The 14866-nt window shown below is 64.5% G+C and carries 17 protein-coding genes; 4 read left to right on the top strand and 13 right to left on the bottom strand.

The features are described 5' to 3' along the window. Positions 1 to 32 precede the first annotated feature (32 nt). Together K6L26_RS27820 and K6L26_RS27815 are read left to right on the top strand one after the other, a co-directional pair. Complete coding sequence (locus K6L26_RS27820) at positions 33 to 1178, top strand: 3-ketosteroid-9-alpha-monooxygenase, oxygenase component (RefSeq protein ID WP_064896030.1); 1146 nt, start codon at positions 33 to 35, stop codon at positions 1176 to 1178. Positions 1179 to 1180: 2 nt separating this feature from the next. Beyond that, complete coding sequence (locus tag K6L26_RS27815) at positions 1181 to 1459, top strand: hypothetical protein (RefSeq protein ID WP_043367595.1); 279 nt, start codon at positions 1181 to 1183, stop codon at positions 1457 to 1459. A gap of 16 nt (positions 1460 to 1475) precedes the next feature. Here the strand turns inward: K6L26_RS27815 and K6L26_RS27810 are convergent, their stop codons facing one another. Then, a complete protein-coding gene (locus K6L26_RS27810) occupies positions 1476 to 2039 on the bottom strand; it encodes a TetR family transcriptional regulator (protein ID WP_131806283.1) in 564 nt (187 codons plus the stop codon). Between the two features lie 183 nt (positions 2040 to 2222). Further along, complete coding sequence (locus K6L26_RS27805) at positions 2223 to 3143, bottom strand: hypothetical protein (RefSeq protein ID WP_064895927.1); 921 nt, start codon at positions 3141 to 3143, stop codon at positions 2223 to 2225. A 209-nt stretch (positions 3144 to 3352) separates the two neighbouring features. Here K6L26_RS27805 and K6L26_RS27800 point away from each other — a divergent pair, with 209 nt between their 5' ends. Next, entirely contained in the window at positions 3353 to 3967 is a 615-nt protein-coding gene (locus K6L26_RS27800) for a TetR/AcrR family transcriptional regulator (protein WP_019343030.1), read from the top strand. A gap of 27 nt (positions 3968 to 3994) precedes the next feature. Here K6L26_RS27800 and K6L26_RS27795 read toward each other — a convergent pair whose 3' ends face one another. The 4 genes from K6L26_RS27795 to K6L26_RS27780 all read right to left on the bottom strand — a co-directional run bounded on the left by K6L26_RS27795 (position 3995) and on the right by K6L26_RS27780 (position 7065). Beyond that, positions 3995 to 4438 carry a nuclear transport factor 2 family protein gene (locus tag K6L26_RS27795; protein ID WP_043367596.1) on the bottom strand — a complete coding sequence of 148 codons (444 nt, stop codon included), beginning with the start codon at positions 4436 to 4438 and terminating at the stop codon, positions 3995 to 3997. 20 nt (positions 4439 to 4458) lie between these two features. Continuing rightward, positions 4459 to 5241 carry an SDR family NAD(P)-dependent oxidoreductase gene (locus K6L26_RS27790; protein ID WP_064895925.1) on the bottom strand — a complete coding sequence of 261 codons (783 nt, stop codon included), beginning with the start codon at positions 5239 to 5241 and terminating at the stop codon, positions 4459 to 4461. Positions 5242 to 5257: 16 nt separating this feature from the next. Next, positions 5258 to 6334 (bottom strand): hypothetical protein, encoded by a 1077-nt coding sequence (locus K6L26_RS27785; protein WP_064895923.1) that lies wholly within the window; start codon positions 6332 to 6334, stop codon positions 5258 to 5260. A 131-nt stretch (positions 6335 to 6465) separates the two neighbouring features. Continuing rightward, a complete protein-coding gene (locus K6L26_RS27780; protein ID WP_064895921.1) occupies positions 6466 to 7065 on the bottom strand; it encodes a TetR/AcrR family transcriptional regulator in 600 nt (199 codons plus the stop codon). A 142-nt stretch (positions 7066 to 7207) separates the two neighbouring features. Between K6L26_RS27780 and K6L26_RS27775 the strand changes: the two genes are divergently transcribed. Next, positions 7208 to 8110: an LLM class flavin-dependent oxidoreductase gene (locus K6L26_RS27775; protein WP_064895919.1), complete on the top strand. Its 903-nt coding sequence runs from the start codon at positions 7208 to 7210 to the stop codon at positions 8108 to 8110. A gap of 6 nt (positions 8111 to 8116) precedes the next feature. Here K6L26_RS27775 and K6L26_RS27770 read toward each other — a convergent pair whose 3' ends face one another. The 7 genes from K6L26_RS27770 to K6L26_RS27740 form a co-directional block, all read right to left on the bottom strand. Next, on the bottom strand, positions 8117 to 9055 hold the full coding sequence (locus tag K6L26_RS27770; RefSeq protein WP_047037442.1) for an alpha/beta hydrolase: 939 nt from the start codon (positions 9053 to 9055) through the stop codon (positions 8117 to 8119). Position 9056: 1 nt separating this feature from the next. Further along, positions 9057 to 9920 (bottom strand): SDR family NAD(P)-dependent oxidoreductase, encoded by an 864-nt coding sequence (locus K6L26_RS27765; protein ID WP_047037444.1) that lies wholly within the window; start codon positions 9918 to 9920, stop codon positions 9057 to 9059. Beyond that, positions 9917 to 10408: a nuclear transport factor 2 family protein gene (locus K6L26_RS27760; protein WP_019343024.1), complete on the bottom strand. Its 492-nt coding sequence runs from the start codon at positions 10406 to 10408 to the stop codon at positions 9917 to 9919. Before K6L26_RS27760 ends, K6L26_RS27765 begins: the two co-directional genes overlap by 4 nt. Positions 10409 to 10489: 81 nt before the next feature. Beyond that, positions 10490 to 11551, bottom strand: a complete 1062-nt coding sequence (locus tag K6L26_RS27755) for an acyl-CoA dehydrogenase family protein (RefSeq protein ID WP_064895917.1) — start codon at positions 11549 to 11551, stop codon at positions 10490 to 10492. After that, the gene (locus tag K6L26_RS27750; protein WP_234788474.1) at positions 11548 to 12663 is read right to left on the bottom strand and encodes an acyl-CoA dehydrogenase family protein; all 1116 of its coding nucleotides are present in this window, start codon (positions 12661 to 12663) and stop codon (positions 11548 to 11550) included. The genes K6L26_RS27755 and K6L26_RS27750 overlap by 4 nt, the downstream gene beginning before the upstream one ends. Then, positions 12660 to 13436: a crotonase/enoyl-CoA hydratase family protein gene (locus K6L26_RS27745; RefSeq protein ID WP_064895913.1), complete on the bottom strand. Its 777-nt coding sequence runs from the start codon at positions 13434 to 13436 to the stop codon at positions 12660 to 12662. The genes K6L26_RS27750 and K6L26_RS27745 overlap by 4 nt, the downstream gene beginning before the upstream one ends. Then, positions 13433 to 14857, bottom strand: a complete 1425-nt coding sequence (locus K6L26_RS27740) for an aldehyde dehydrogenase family protein (protein WP_019343020.1) — start codon at positions 14855 to 14857, stop codon at positions 13433 to 13435. Before K6L26_RS27740 ends, K6L26_RS27745 begins: the two co-directional genes overlap by 4 nt. Positions 14858 to 14866 lie beyond the last annotated feature (9 nt).

The following is a 14866-nucleotide window of genomic DNA, read 5'->3' as shown; positions in this document are numbered from 1 at the left end:
CCGTGTACCTGTCGTCGCAGTTCAATGGGGCCATGACGACGCACTCAGATACCGACGAAGTTCGGTTGATCGAGACCGGTGCGGTACCTACCAGGTTCGCGCGCGGCTGGCACTGCCTTGGTCTGGTCCGTGATTTCAGCGACGGAATGCCACACCAGATCAATGCTTTCGGGCAGAAGCTGGTGGTCTTCCAGGGGGAAGATGGCGCCATCAACGTGCTCGACGGGTACTGCCGGCACATGGGGGGCGACCTGTCACAGGGGACGGTGAAGGGCAACGAGATCGCCTGCCCATTCCACGACTGGCGCTGGGGTGGGGACGGTCGCTGCAAGTCGGTGCCCTACGCCAAGCGCACGCCGCGGTTGGCGCGTACCGCTGCGTGGCCCACCCTGCAGCAGGACGGCATGCTGTTCGTCTGGAACGATCCCGAGCGCAAGGCGCCGCCGGCCGACGTGACCATCCCTCGCATCGAGGGAGCCACAAGCGACGGGTGGACCGACTGGCACTGGTACACCACGGTGGTGAACACCAACTGCCGGGAGATCATCGACAACGTCGTGGACATGGCGCACTTCTTCTACATCCACGGGTCCCTGCCCACCCACTTCAAGAACATCTTCGAAGGCCATGTAGCCACCCAGTACATGAAGAGTGCCGGCCGGCCCGATGTCGGGGATCCAGAGGGATCCAAAGTGCTCGGGACGACGTCACTGGCTTCCTACCACGGTCCCTCGTTCATGATCGACGATCTGACCTACCACTACGAGGAGTTCGACCAGCGCACGGTGTTGATCAACTGCCACTATCCGATCGACGCCAATTCTTTTGTGCTGCAGTACGGCATCGTGGTGGAGAAGAACGCGGCCATGCCCGAGGAACTCGCCATGCAGACCGCGATCGCGCTCGGTGACTTCGTCAAGATGGGCTTCGAGCAGGACGTCGAGATCTGGCGTAACAAGACCAGGATCGACAATCCGCTGCTGGTCGAAGAGGACGGACCGGTGTATCAGCTCCGGCGCTGGTACGAGCAGTTCTATGTCGACGCGGCGGACGTGGCACCGGACATGGTCGACCGCTTCGAGTTCGAGCTGGATACCACCCGCCCGTACGAGGCCTGGATGAAGGAAGTAGAAGCCAATCTGACCGCCCGGGCCGCCGCCGCCGGGCCGGTGGGGTGAGGATGGCGGTCCGACCGGACAATCGCCTGGACGACGCGCCCATGGCGCCGGTGGACTGCACCCGGTGCGGCGCCGGCGTCGAGGTGCGCAAGAGCAGTTGGAACCAGACCAGCGTTCAGTGGACGGCTGCCGCCCTGAATCGATGCGAAGAACGTTGTACGGCAGCGCGGTTGGTCGGCAACGGTGGGAATGGTTTGTTTCTGGCCTGCTCGGCGCTGGGGCAGTCCATCGCCGATGCGGTGCGTTCCGGAGAGCTTCGGGTGGTCGACGAAGCGTTGTGAAGCGCGATACCGTCGGCTACCCCTTCAGGAGGCCGACGGTGCGAGTCAGCCTTTCGGTCAGCTGCCCCGCAGAGATTCGTCGTTGAGCGAATGCGGCGACGTTCGCCATCCAGACGTCGGAGAGCACTTCGGCAGCTCCGATTTCGCGTGGCGCCGATCCGGCACCTCCGACCGACTCGATGAAGATCCGGACCGTCTGCCGGCGGACCAGGTCGGCCTGCGTCGCGGCGGTGCCGTCGGCGTACAGATACGGGCGAACCATGGCCTCGGCGAACTGCGGTGACGAGCACAACCTCTCGGTGAGGGACAAGGCGACCTGCAGCAAGCCTTCGTAAGGATCATGGTCTCCGTCGGCGCGCGACGCCGGGTCGAAACCCCACAGCCAATCGTGGAAACATGCCAGCAGCAGGTCGTCCTTGGACGGGAAATATTGATACACCGTGCTGGCGGACACGCCGGCCGCCGTCGCTACTGAACGCATCTGGCAGCTGTCGTAGCCCTGAGTGGCCAGCGACATCGCGGCATTGACGATCCGTTCTCGACGAGCCATCCGGTTTGAAGTGAGTTCTGCGGTCTCCAAGAGTGATTCCTTGCCCAAGGGGCGAGATGACGTCGTTGCGGTGCTCAACTGGAGTGCCCTCACGGCGAGAACATTAGGCGCGGCTCGGTTGATCGAGCACGCGCGATCTCGCTCACCGGGCGACGTGATACCCAGTCGCCGGAACTGGCCGGCGACTGGGTCGGTTCGGTGTTCTCAGCTGGATCAGACAGGCATGATCGGAAGCTTCTTCATGGCGCTGGCACGAGGATCGGGGGCTGCGGCCGCAGCTGCGTGGTTATCTTCTCCTCGGGTGTAAGTCCACACGCAGAACGGCTCGCCTTCGGCGAACTTGAAGTCCTTGGGTGGCAGGTTGATAGCGAGCTTGCAGCCCGGGAAGAACGGCGCTGAGATCCGTTGCTCGAAAGTGCAATTCATCCATGCTCGCGCCGGTGGGTACAGGCCCTCGTCGGTGTACTTCTGGAGCACCTCACAGCGGCGCATGTTCAGCACGACGTGATCGGGGTTATATACGATGTACTCACCGCCGTAGCCCAAGGTTCCGTCGATGCTCAGCACCGCCAGCTTGAGGAAATCCACGACGTGAACCGGCTCGATTTTGAAGACCTTCGCGAGTTTCGGGTACTGGTAGTCGATGATGAGCTGGTACATGTCGGGTAGCCCGAGCCAGACTTCTTCCTCGGGGATGATTTTTGTCCACTGGTCGATGAAGTAGTTGTGGCCCTTGAGGTACTGATCCCAATAGGTCTTGATCAGGCGGATCAATGCCGGCTTCGTGAGGTCTTCTGTCTGGACGTCGAAGGGGATGGCTTGGTACTGAGCGTTCTTCCAATCCCAGCCCGGGGGAGCGATGAAGCGTCCCATCGGCATCACCTGACGCATCCCCGCCCGGGAGACCTCGGCGGCTACGTCCATGGCGGCGTTGATACCTACTTTCTCTGAATAGATCTTGACGTGGGCGTAGGGGACGAAGTTCAAGACGTCTTCGAACACCCTGGCCAGGCCGAGAAGAAAGTCGCGCGAGAAGTCCTGGATGTTGCCGACTTTGCCCATGAAGTCGTGCGTGTAGTCGTCGTAGTTGAGTTCCTCGCCTTCAGCGGTGAGTGCTTCGGTTTCCGTGGTCATTGATCCCTCCTGATGCTTTTGTGACAACGTGCGACTGGTGGTGGCAGAATCTGCACATATGGCAGAATCTGCCATCCCGATGGTAAGTACGGCCGAGACGTAGGACACACGTCGCATCCCTCTGACCGGGAGAAATGTCAACGTGCGGACTGATCCGGCGATCGCCGAACGCTAGTATCGAAAATGCTTGTCAGGTAAGGGGACAAACAATGCCGGAGGCGAACAGGCCGACCTCGCTGACGGAACGCCGCGCCGAGGAGCTTCGGCTCGAAATCGCACTGGCCGCGCGCGATCTTTTCCTTGCCGAAGGTTCGACCTCGGTCACCGTGGACCGCATCTGCACGGCGGCGGGTATCGCGCCGCGGACCTTTCACCGCCATTTCCCGGTGAAAGAGGACGTGGTATTACCGCTATTTCGACGTTTCGGCACTCTGAGCGTCGAGGTGCTCGCGGGCGCCGCGCTTGGCGGTGACGCCGCCGAGATCCTCGTCGAAGCATTCAGCACTGAAGTGCCCAGACGCGGCATGGTCGAATTCGACCGCACGTTCATGGCGTTGGTGGTAAACGATCCCCAGTACCGCTTGCGCTGGCTGGACTGGGGGCAGGACCTCATCTATCCGATTACCGAGTTCTTGGACGCCCGATTTGACCTCGGAGACAACGCGTATACACGAGACTTACCGGCCCAGTTGGTGATTCAGGTATGTCGGCACGCGTACATCCAGTGGGTGGCCGAGGGTGATTTCGCCGGCCTGCGATCCGCTTTGCGAGTGGGGATGCAGATGGTCGTGGAAGCCCTGCCGGTTCTGTCGCGGCAGGACTGATCCCACAATTGTCGGAGCCGGAACTGTCTAGCTGCCGAAGATTTCCAGCGGCCCTACATACGCACGGTTGGCTTTGATCCGTTCGGTGATACGCCATTGACCATCGCCGTCTCGCCGCCAGGTGTCGTGGTAGTCGCCCAGCGTGTAGAAGCGAGTGGACGGATCGGCAGCCGAGTTCAGATGCACGTCGCGGATGTAGGCCCGACTGGTCGCCGTGTCGCCCACGACGTCGATCACTATGTTTCCCAAGAGATGCTGGGTGGGTCCGCAGCTGTCGAGAAATCCGCGGATCATGTCGACGATAGCGGTGGTGCCCACCAATCGTCCGGTGCCGAGATCCCCCTCGACGTCGTCGGCGAGGATCTGAGCCATCGTCGCCCAGTCTCGATCGTCCATCGCACGGGCGAAAAGGTTCAGCGCCCGCTCGATGTCCCGTTCGTCGCGCAGCACCCTCAGATCGGCTGGTTCCATGCCCGGATTCTTGTCACCGCTCACGCGTGTGCGCCACCGTCGACACGGATCTCGGTACCGGTGATGAAGGCCCCGTCGTCGGAGGCGACCATCGCGATGACCGCCGCGACAGCGCTTGGATCACCAAGGATTTCGCTCTCTGTTCCGTGCAGCAGCGGTGTCTGCTTGGCCCAGAGGCCCAGGTCGTAGCCTTCGGGCATTTTGTCGAGAGTGCTGTTGGCCAGTGCTGTTGACACTCCACCGGGCTGGATGTTGACCGCGCGCAGACCCTGTTTGGAGTACTCCAGGGCCAGGGAGTGGGTGAAGCTGAGGATTCCGCCCTTGCTGGCCGCATATGCCGCCATGTAGGGATGGGCGAAAGTCGCGGCGGTAGAGGTGAAGTTGACCACGACACCACGCCGCGATTCCAGCAGCGCCGGCAGCGCCTGGCGGGTCATCAGGAACGTGCCGGTGAGGTTGACCGCCAGCGTACGGTTCCAGTCCTCCAGGCTGGTCTCATGCGTGTGCGAACACGTCTGCATGGCAGCCACGTTGACCAGAACCTCAAGCCCACCCAGCTCGGCCACCGCAACAGACACCGCGGCGACGACGTCCTCCTCGCGCGATATGTCGAGGACGGCCGTAGTAAGTCGCTTGGCGGTGCCGGCAGTCTCGGCGGCTGCGGTCGTCGCAGCCAAGCCGTCGGCGGAGATGTCGTAGCCGACCACCGTTGCGCCTTCATCGAGCAGGCGGGCGACCGTGGCCGCGCCGATCCCGGAGCCGGCACCGGTGACGATGACACGACGATCTGAAAAGCGCTCCATCAGTTTTCTCCTCCGATCAGGCGAGCTGGAAAGCGGAGATCGGCGCTTCATCCGGGTAGCTGGTGGGGCCGCCGAGGTCATAGGCGGCGTTGAGGGCACCGATGAACTGCGGGTCGTGCAACGGCTCGCCGGGAACGTCGAGCTTGATGCCCTTGCCTCTGAGGTCGTCGACCATCATTCCGATGGCCCGCTCGATCGTGATGTCGTCCGAGCCGTCCATGTTCTTCTTGAGCTCGTCATAGTCGGAGAACACCTCGGCTGACCAGTGCACGAGGAACCGGAGTTCGTCGGTGTGGTGGCGGGCGATGACGTCCTCGCCGTTCTTCAGCAGCCACTGGTCGGGGTCTGCCGGGTCGCCGGTGAACACGGTGTCGAATGCCAGCCCGGCCGGAACCTGCTGATCCAGTGGGCCGTTGGCTTCTCCACGGTGCACCATCATCTCGTTCTGCACCACGACGCCGCGGTTGTTGATCGGCGGCAGCACCCGGGCCGGTGGCTTCAGCGGGCCGTCAGGCCAGTAGGTGAAGCCCGAACCCTCGTCGAGGGAGAACCAGGTGATCACCTGAGCCATCTTGATGAGGTAGTCGGTGAACAGGCCGGACTTGCCCATCACGCTGCACAACCAGGTGGGGGCGTTCTCGTGGCGCACGCCGCGGAAGCTGGGGGAGTCCAGGTGGCCGGGATCGCGGTTGGCGCACGGGCCATTGATGTTGAACAGCATCATCTCGGGCTTGGCGTACTCGGCGTTCCAGTAGCTCTTGGCCTGTTCGATGAACTCGGCGTTGTAGAAGCAGTCGTGCAGCTCGGGGTAGAGGACGGTGCCGTAGTTGGCGAGGTAACCGCGGAACGTGGGGGTGAGAAACAGGTCCAGCGACGGGGTGAATCCCTCGGGGAAGGCGCCGCTCATGGTGGCCATCAACTCGTCGGCCGAGGCGAAGTGCTGAGCGATGATGAGGCTCCAAGGCCCTTGAGTGCGTACGACTTCGAGAAGTCGCTGCTTCTGGTCCTCGGTGTAGACGTCGGTGATCTCCTTCGGCGGTGCGGCGGGTTGCAGCACGTCGGACAGTTCCATTCGCCGATCGTCGGTCAGCATTATTGTCTCCTAAAGGCTTTCATCGGTCTCGCTCGTTCGAGTCTGGCGGCATTGCGAATCGTCGAACGTGGTGGTGACCGCTGATCGGGATATCAATTCGAGGTGCCACCGGGTAGGTAGCGGCCTTTTGCTCAGCTGCGCAGGGGCGCCGTTGCGCGGCAAACCAATACCACCAACGAGTCGATCTCTTCGGTTGCCAGCGCTCGCCCTTCGAACAGCGAGACGGACACGGCCGGCGCCAGCATCATCTGGAGCACGATGGCGGGATCTACGTCAGGGCTCGCCTCGCCACGGCCGATGGCTCGTTCGATGATCGCGAACCAATGTGGGAGGCCGTTTCGGTACCAACCCATCATCGTGTCGTTCAGTGACGGGTATCGAGCCGAGATCATTGTGGCCATGATCCCGCGCTCGACGGGATCGGCTGCAAGCGAGGCGAGCTCGGTGATCAGAGAGCGGATATCGCTCTCCCACGCTCCGGTGTCCGGAGCATCGGTGCGATGACGGGCGTGGAACGCGAGGGCATCGTTGAGCAGCTCGGTCGAGGTGGGCCACCAGCGATAGATGGTGCCGCGGTTGATGCCCGACCGATCGGCCACCTCGGCGATCGGGAGTTCGACCTTGCCCTCGGTCAACAGCTCAAGGCAAGCGCGCAGCACAGATTTGCGGACGCGCTCGCTGCGTCCGCCGGGCCGGACGCGTGGTTTGGCTGCTGGATCCTGGACGCCCATGTCACCGGTCTACTACGGCAGGTCGGTCGAGAATCATCGCCTCCCACTGAGCGGTCCAACTGGAGGGCCTTAACGCGACATTCTGTTCAAATAACGCCGTCGGTGGTCGACGGAACCCCCTCGGAAAAGGACGTACTCCCAAATGCACATCAGCATGGGTCTTCCGACCCTCTTCCCTCACGGGCGCGAGACGGAGCTTGCGTGGTACCGCAAGATCGACGAAGGGCCCTGGGACGGCCTCGTCACCTACGAAAGGGTGCTCTATCCGGACAGCTGGTCGGTCGTCCCGCAGCTTGCCGCTGCGGCAGCGATGACGGAGCGCGTGCGGCTCTGGACCGACGTCGTTGCGCTCCCGATGCGGGACCCCGTCCTGTTCGCAAAGGACCTGGCAACCGTCGATGTTCTGTCCGGGGGGCGACTGACACTCGGGGTGGGCATCGGGGCTTGGGACGAGGACTACGTCGCGGTCGGCAGCGCGCTCGACCGGAAGCGTCAACGTATGGACGCCGCTGTAGCGGCGATGCGCAAAGTGTGGGCCCAGGAGCCGCCCGTCGAAGGACACCTTCCGGTAGGGCCGCCGCCCGTGCAGGTTGGGGGCATCCCGCTCGTGGCCGGAGTGGTCGGCCCCAAGGCGCTTGCCCGCGCTGCGCAATGGGCTGACGGGGTAAGCGACCCGGCGCATTCACTTCACTTCGACGCCGAGGCGTTGGCTGCGCAGCGTGAGCGCGTCACGGAGGCTTGGCGGGCGGCGGGAAGAACGGATCGGCCGCACTTCTCCGCGCCGGTGTGGTTCGCGCTCGGCCCGGACCCGGAGAATCAGCTCGGGGAGCATGTACAGGATTTCTGGAACCAAGATGTCGACCTCACCGGAGCCGAGTCCTCCTTCCTTACTGCCCCGACCGCAGGGACGTTGAATTGCGGAGCATCCGGGCTCCTCGCCGCTGTCAACGGCGCGCGCGAAGCGGGTCTCGATGAGCTCAGGCTCGTCCCGACGACCGCCGATCCCGACGAAATCGACCGGGCGCGAGAGGTGCTCGGTATCTGATCCGCGTCAGCATGCCAAGGGGTGCGCGAACTTCGCCCGCAATAGCGCGCCGATCTCCGCCAAGGCCAACCGCCCGCGCGCGGTGGCGTCCGAGCGCATCAGAAAGCCGTGGTACATACCGGGATAGCGGGTGACGGTGGTTTGCACACCGGCATCACGCAGCCGGGCGGCATAGCGTTCGCCCCAATCCCGGATCGGGTCGCACGCCCCGGTCACCACAATTGCCGGTGGGAGGCCGCTGAGGTCTGCTGCGTAAGCCGGGACCTGATAGGGGTCTCGCGGTGCTCCGCCACGGTCGACCAGTTCGTGCATGTAGACGATGTCTTCATGCCTCAGCAGTGGGGCGTCGGGCATGGCGGTGATGGACGTCGCACCCATGTCCCGATCCAGGCCGGGATACAGCAACACCTGAACGCAGATGCGCGGACCGGCGTGGTCGCGGGCCGCCAATGTCACTGCGGCAGCCAGCGATCCGCCGGCGCTGTCGCCGACGACCGCCAGTCGCCCTGCATCGAGGTTCAGTTCGTCGGCTTGAGCGGCAACCCATTCGGTGGCCGCGTAGGAGTCGTCGAATTGGGCCGGTGGCGGCGATTCCGGTGCCAGTCGATACTCGACCGCCGCCACCGCGGCGCCGCTGGCGTGTGCCAGTTCGCGCGCCAGCGGCTCGAACGAACGATTGGAGCCCATCACGAGCCCGCCGCCGTGCAGGTACACGAGTATTGGCAGACCGGGCTCGGGGCTGGGCAGATAGAGACGCAGCGGTATCGGACCGCCCGGGCCTGTGGCAGTCAGGTCTTCGATACCCGCCATGGCCGGCATATCGGGCAGCGGTGCGGATTCGAGGCCGGCCCGCACGGACTGCAGGCCGCGGGCCCGCATGGGAGCGATCTCACCGAACGAAGCGACTCGGGCGGCGGCATCGGGATCAAGTGGGGGATAAGTCATTTCAGTTCTGCGCCGGGTCGAAGCGGCGCTCGGTCCGTAACCGGGGTGCTTCCTGGCTACTCAGTACACGGGCTCGCTCAGCCATCGCCGAACCGACGTAGTCAGGTTGGGTGAGCAGGTAGAACCGCCCCTCGGCTGCTTGGTCGAAAATCATCTCGGCAGCGGCCAGTGGGTCCATGGCCTCGGCCTTGATGTCGAGCATTGCGGTGCGTTGTCCTTCGGCCGCACCGGTGTCTCCCGAATCCACACCGCCCGCGGATTCGAAGATGTTCGACACCACGGCACCGGGCAGCACTGCCTGGACGTGCAGGTGATGGTCGTGGCCGGCGGCCTGCACTTCCAGATGCAGGCATTCGGTCAGCGCCAGGACCGCGTGCTTGCTCATGATGTAGGGCGCCTGCAACGGAACCACGGCAACACCGCCGATCGAGGAGAGATTCCAGACCCACGCCGGGGCGTCAGTGGTCATCATCTTCGGTACGAACGCCCGGATCCCGTGGAACACCCCGCTGATGTTGATGTCGACCACACGTTGCCAATTGGAAACCGGAGTGTCCCAGAGATATCCGAACTGCTCGATGCCTGCGTTGTTCACCAACAGGCGCACTGGCCCGAGTTCGCGGTACACCTGATCCGCCATCGCCTGCACCGCGTCGGCATCGCGCACATCGCAGACCATGTCCACCGCGGATCCGCCCGCGACGGTGAGCTCCTCACGAAGGACCGCGATGGCCTCGGCATTGACGTCGACCAACACCACTGTCATACCCAAGCGGCTGGCACAGCGGGCCAGACCGGCGCCGATTCCGGCGCCGGCTCCCGTGATGACGGCGACACCGTCACCGAAGATGTCGCGCGCGTTCACGCTTGCGGTGCCGCAGCGGCCACTGCCTTGGCGGTGTGCTCGGCAAGTGGTACCGAATCCTCAGCGTCGAGAACCACCTTCATCGAGGTGAACACCAGACCGTCCGCCGAACGCCGGATTCCTGCCTCCACCACGCCGCTGGACACCGCGAACGGAACATTGTTGGTGATCTGGTTGACGAACAGATAGAACCGCACATTGGTGACATCGCCGTCGGTTCCTGTGCGGTACACGTTGGTGGCGTGGTGACGGCAGGGATAGGGGTTCTCGTTGCGGTGGTCGCGCAGCCAGGCCCGCGTCTGCTCGCCGCCGTGCAGGTCGGCGGCCAGCAGTTCCTCGAAGGGACAGTTACCGGAATCCGAGCGGCTCAGGTACTCCATCTCGTCGGCGATGCGAGCGTCTACTTCCGCGAAGTGGCCCTGGTCATAGTGGTACCAGAAGCCTGCGATGAACTCCTGGACTTCGGACAGCGCGATCTCGTTGCTCATGCCTGGCAGTCAACTCCGGATGTGGCGGCGCTGACAGCACCCTGACCGTTGAGTGGAACACCGCCGCCACCGACCCGGCGGCTAACTTCTGCCGGTGATCAGTCCCCAGAGGCCTTGTTCGCCAGCGGCTACTGCTGCTGCGGCGACCTGGGCATCCCAGAAACGCACGGAGCCGAATTCCGAGCGCCACGCCACGGCGGCGCGGGTGTAGGTGTGCAGCCGATGCTCGTGGGTGGTGCCGATCGCCCCGTGCACCTGGTGGGCGTTGCGCACCACCACCCCGGCCGCGTGGCCGACGCACGACCGGGCCGTCGCGATCTGGAAATCGAGATATGTTGATTGCCAATCGGTATCGATCGCTGAGCGGAGGGCCGATTCTGTGGCCGCCCGGGCCAACGCCGCTTCCGCCGCGGCATCCGAGATCAGGTTCTGGATGGCCTGGAACTTGGCCAATGGTCGTCCGAACTGCACTCGCGACGCCACGTGCTCAATGGACAGTGCCACCGCACCGTCGAGTGCGCCGCACACCTGGATCGCCCGCACCATCGCCGACTTGCGGCCGAGTTGGTCCACCAGTTCGGCGGGGACCGGATGGCCGATGATTCCCGAGGTGTCGACGCTGATGGCGTCTCGTGGCTCGCCGATCAGGTTGGTGCCCTGGGTGATCGACAGGTCCGCGGTGTCGAACTCGGTGAGCCGGTATTCGACGCCGGCCGGCCAGAGCACGACGATCCGTTCCGCATCGGCGGCCCATGGCACCGCAGTGGCGGGACCGCCGTCCGGCGGCTGCACACACACCGTTCGCACGGCATCGTCGACCGGCAGGCCAACCGCCTCCAGCAACCAGCACGCCAGCAGATCGTGTTCGGCAAGGGGAGCGCGCACACCGTGCCGGACTGCTGCGGTGAGCAACTCGGCCGCCTCAAGCCAGCCGGCGCCGCTGCCGCCGGTGTCCTCCGTGCCGGTCAACCGGACAAGGCCCAGCGAGTCCAGGCGCTGCCACAGTGTGCGGTCGTACTCGACGCGTGCGCCGGGCGCGGCGAGAACGCCGCCCTGCCGGTATCCGAAGACGTTGTCGATCATTGCCGCCAGGTCCGGGTCCACCGTGTCCGGTGCTTTCGAGGCCAGTTCGGTCATGTTCATCGCAAGCCCAATCCCCGCGCGATGACACCGCGCAGCACTTCGTTGGTTCCGCCGCGCAACGTGAAGCCGGGGCGTTGATCCACCGCGGCGTCCACAAGTTCGGTCCATTCCGGCTTCGGAAGGGTGTCGTCTCCGGTCCGCTGATCGGCGAATTCGGCGATGTCACCCTCGAGGGTAGTGCCGAGCACCTTGACCACGGCGGCAGGCACATCGGGATTCTCGCCGCGCTGCAGCGAGTCAGCCACCGCTGTCGACATGTGATGCAGCCCGGCTACCCGCGCTACCAGCCGACCGAGGTCCGGTTCTGGCGCTTCATCTTGACCGGCAAGGAGTTCAACCGTTCCGGTGAGCAGCGGGAAGGTCGAGAGGAATCGCTCTGGGCCGCTGCGCTCGAAGCCCAGCTCCGATGTCACCTGAGTCCAGCCGTTGCCGATCTCGCCGAAGACCATTGAGTCGGGGACGAAAACCTCGTCGAGCACAACCTCGTTGAAGTGGTGGCCGCCGTTCATCGAGATGATGGGCCGGACGTCGACGCCCGGTGCTTTCAGGTCAACGATGAATTGGCTCAGGCCGGCATGCCGGTGCGCCGGGTCCGCCGGCTCGGTGCGGGCCAGCACGATGAACGCGTGCGCGCGGTGGGCGCCCGACGTCCACACCTTGGTGCCGGTGATTGACCAGCCGTCCTCGACGCGCAGCGCGCGGGTGCGAACGCTGGCGAGGTCAGAGCCCGAATCTGGCTCGCTCATGCCGATACCGAAAAAGCACTCGCCGCGAACGATGCCGGGAAGGAACGTCGACTTTTGCTCCTCGGTACCGTATTTCAACAGCGACGGCACGATCTGACGGTCGGCGATCCAGTGTGCGGCCACCGGCGCCCCTGCGGCCAGCAGTTCCTCGGTGACGACGAACCGTTCGTCAAAGGAACGTCCATGGCCGCCGTACTGCTCGGGAACAGTCATGCCCAGCCACCCGCGCCGGGCCAGTTCAGCGGTGAAGTTCTCGTCCCATCCGCACAACCAGGAGTCCACCGATGGCGTGAAAGCGCCCGCGGCCAACTGTTCGGCCAGGAACTCACGTACCTGGCAGCGCAATTCGAAATGTGAGCCGCTCACGTCGTTCTCCACTTCGCGATCCGCTGCTGATGCTCGGGGTCGTGGTGGGCCAGCGGCTGCATCGCCGCCGCCATCGAAAGCGTGGAATCAAGCGACCCGGAAATCGATTCCTGCAGTAGCCGTTTGGCCATTCGCAGGGCATGCGGCGGGTTGACGGAGATCCGGTCGGCGAGTGCGCGAGCCTCGGACAGCAGCTCGTCGTGCGCCACCACCCGGCTCACCAACCCCCATTCCAGGGCAGTGGCCGCATCGATGCGCTCCCCGGTGAAGGTCATCTCGGCGGCACGGGCGTAGCCGACGGCGCGGGGTAGGAACCACGTCCCTCCGTCGCCCGGGATCAGCCCGAGCTGCACAAAGCTCTCGGCGAATGAGGCCCGCTCGGAGGCGATCCGGATGTCGCACATCATGGCCAGGTCGCACCCGGCTCCGATGGCCGCACCGTTGACCGCGGCGATCAGCGGAACCTCTAGGCGTCCGAGCGCACGTGGGATCCGTTGGATCCCATCGATGTAGGCCCGCCGCTGATCGATGGCGTCGAGCCCGAACATGCCCTGCCGGTCGGCCATCTCCTTGACGTTGCCACCTGCTGAGAAGATCTTGCCTGCGCCGGTGAGGATGACCGCGGATATCGAGTTGTCCCGGTTCGCTGCCTCCACTCCGGCCTCAAACGCCGCGATGACGTTCTTGTCGGTGATGGCGTTACCGACCTCGGGCAGATTGATCGTCCAGATCTGCACCGGTCCATCGGTGTGGATGTTCAGCGGCGAACTCACGCGCGCTCCTTTAGCTGAAGGGATTTGGTCTGCAGGTATTCCTCGAAGCCGAACCGCCCCAGTTCGCGGCCGATACCGGACTTCTTGTAGCCACCGAACGGGGCGGTGGGGTTGTAGGCGCCGCCGTTGATGTCGAGTTGGCCGGTCTGCACCTGACGGGCGAAGGCGATGGCGTCGTCGTCGGTGGCGGCCCACACCGCACCCGACAGCCCATAGGGGGTGCCGTTGGCGATGCGCAGGGCATCGTCGGAGTCGGTGAAGGGCGTCACGGCCAGTACGGGACCGAACACTTCCTCCTGGCCGAGTTCGGAGTCGGGATCCACATCGGCGAAAACGGTTGGTGCCACGTAGTACCCGACGTCGCGGATCGGTTCCGCGCCGCCGATCAGGAGTCGGGCACCGTCACGCTGGGCGCGTTCGATAAACCCACGCACTGTGTCGAACTGCGACCGCGACGCCGACGGTCCGATACGAGTCGCCGGGTCGCGCGGATCACCCACGGTGTAGCGCGACACCGCGGATTCGATCAGGTCCAGCGCCTCGCCGTAGCGGTTCTGCGGCACCAGCATCCTGGTCCACGCCATACAGGTCTGCCCGCCGTTGAGGAAGGCATTTCCTACCCCGACCTTGACCGCAGTCGCCAGATCGGCGCTGTCGAGGATGACGTTGGCCGACTTGCCGCCGAGCTCGAGGGCGACCTTCTTGATCGACTGGCCTGCCAGTTCTCCGACGCGCGCGCCCACACCGGTCGACCCGGTGAACGAGACGAAGTCGATGTCGGGATGTGAGGCGAGACGTTCGCCGATCACCCGACCGGGGCCCGAGACGAGATTGATGGTCCCCGGTGGCAGGCCCGCCTCTTCGCAGGCCTCGATGAAGGCGAACACCGAAAGCGGGGCTTCGTTACTGGGTTTGAGCACGACGGGACAGCCCGCGGCGATCGCGGGCAGCACCTTGGCGACCACCTGGTAGAGCGGGTAGTTCCACGGCGTGATGGCCCCGACGACGCCGTAGGGCTCCCTCAGGACCAGCGAATTGCCGATGCGCTCTTCGAATTCGAAGGTGTCCAGCACATCGGCGAAGCCCTTGGCCACCGCCAGTGGTACCTGCGTTTGTACCGTCTGCGCGATGCGGATGGGGGCACCCATCTCGGCGGTGATGAGTTCGGCGATGTCGGGTAGGCGTTTCTCCATCGCAGCGATGACGCGATTCAGCCGATCGCGGCGTTCGGCCACCGAGATCAGCGGATCGAACGACCGCCGGGCCGCGGCCACCGCGGCGTCGACATCGGCGGCGTCGCCGTTGGGTACGTGGCCGATCACTTCTTCGGTCGCCGGGTCGACAACGTCGATGAACCCGTCCCCCGAGGGGGTGATCCAGCTGCCGTCGATGAAAAGTCTGTCGTGTTCGAAAGTGGGCACGGTGGTCCT

Source organism: Mycobacterium farcinogenes, assembly GCF_019739075.1.
Taxonomy (GTDB): Bacteria; Actinomycetota; Actinomycetes; order Mycobacteriales; family Mycobacteriaceae; genus Mycobacterium; species Mycobacterium senegalense.
This window is presented reverse-complemented; position numbering and strand designations above follow the sequence as displayed.

Bases quoted from the DNA above. Each gene is read 5' to 3' on its own strand.
- K6L26_RS27820 (WP_064896030.1), top strand. From the start codon at position 33: ATGACGACGCACTCAGATACCGACGAAGTTCGGTTGATCGAGACCGGT.
- K6L26_RS27815 (WP_043367595.1), top strand. From the start codon at position 1,181: ATGGCGGTCCGACCGGACAATCGCCTGGACGACGCGCCCATGGCGCCG.
- K6L26_RS27805 (WP_064895927.1), bottom strand. From the start codon at position 3,143: ATGACCACGGAAACCGAAGCACTCACCGCTGAAGGCGAGGAACTCAAC.
- K6L26_RS27800 (WP_019343030.1), top strand. From the start codon at position 3,353: ATGCCGGAGGCGAACAGGCCGACCTCGCTGACGGAACGCCGCGCCGAG.
- K6L26_RS27795 (WP_043367596.1), bottom strand. From the start codon at position 4,438: ATGGAACCAGCCGATCTGAGGGTGCTGCGCGACGAACGGGACATCGAG.
- K6L26_RS27790 (WP_064895925.1), bottom strand. From the start codon at position 5,241: ATGGAGCGCTTTTCAGATCGTCGTGTCATCGTCACCGGTGCCGGCTCC.
- K6L26_RS27785 (WP_064895923.1), bottom strand. From the start codon at position 6,334: ATGCTGACCGACGATCGGCGAATGGAACTGTCCGACGTGCTGCAACCC.
- K6L26_RS27780 (WP_064895921.1), bottom strand. From the start codon at position 7,065: ATGGGCGTCCAGGATCCAGCAGCCAAACCACGCGTCCGGCCCGGCGGA.
- K6L26_RS27775 (WP_064895919.1), top strand. From the start codon at position 7,208: ATGCACATCAGCATGGGTCTTCCGACCCTCTTCCCTCACGGGCGCGAG.
- K6L26_RS27770 (WP_047037442.1), bottom strand. From the start codon at position 9,055: ATGACTTATCCCCCACTTGATCCCGATGCCGCCGCCCGAGTCGCTTCG.
- K6L26_RS27760 (WP_019343024.1), bottom strand. From the start codon at position 10,408: ATGAGCAACGAGATCGCGCTGTCCGAAGTCCAGGAGTTCATCGCAGGC.
- K6L26_RS27755 (WP_064895917.1), bottom strand. From the start codon at position 11,551: ATGAACATGACCGAACTGGCCTCGAAAGCACCGGACACGGTGGACCCG.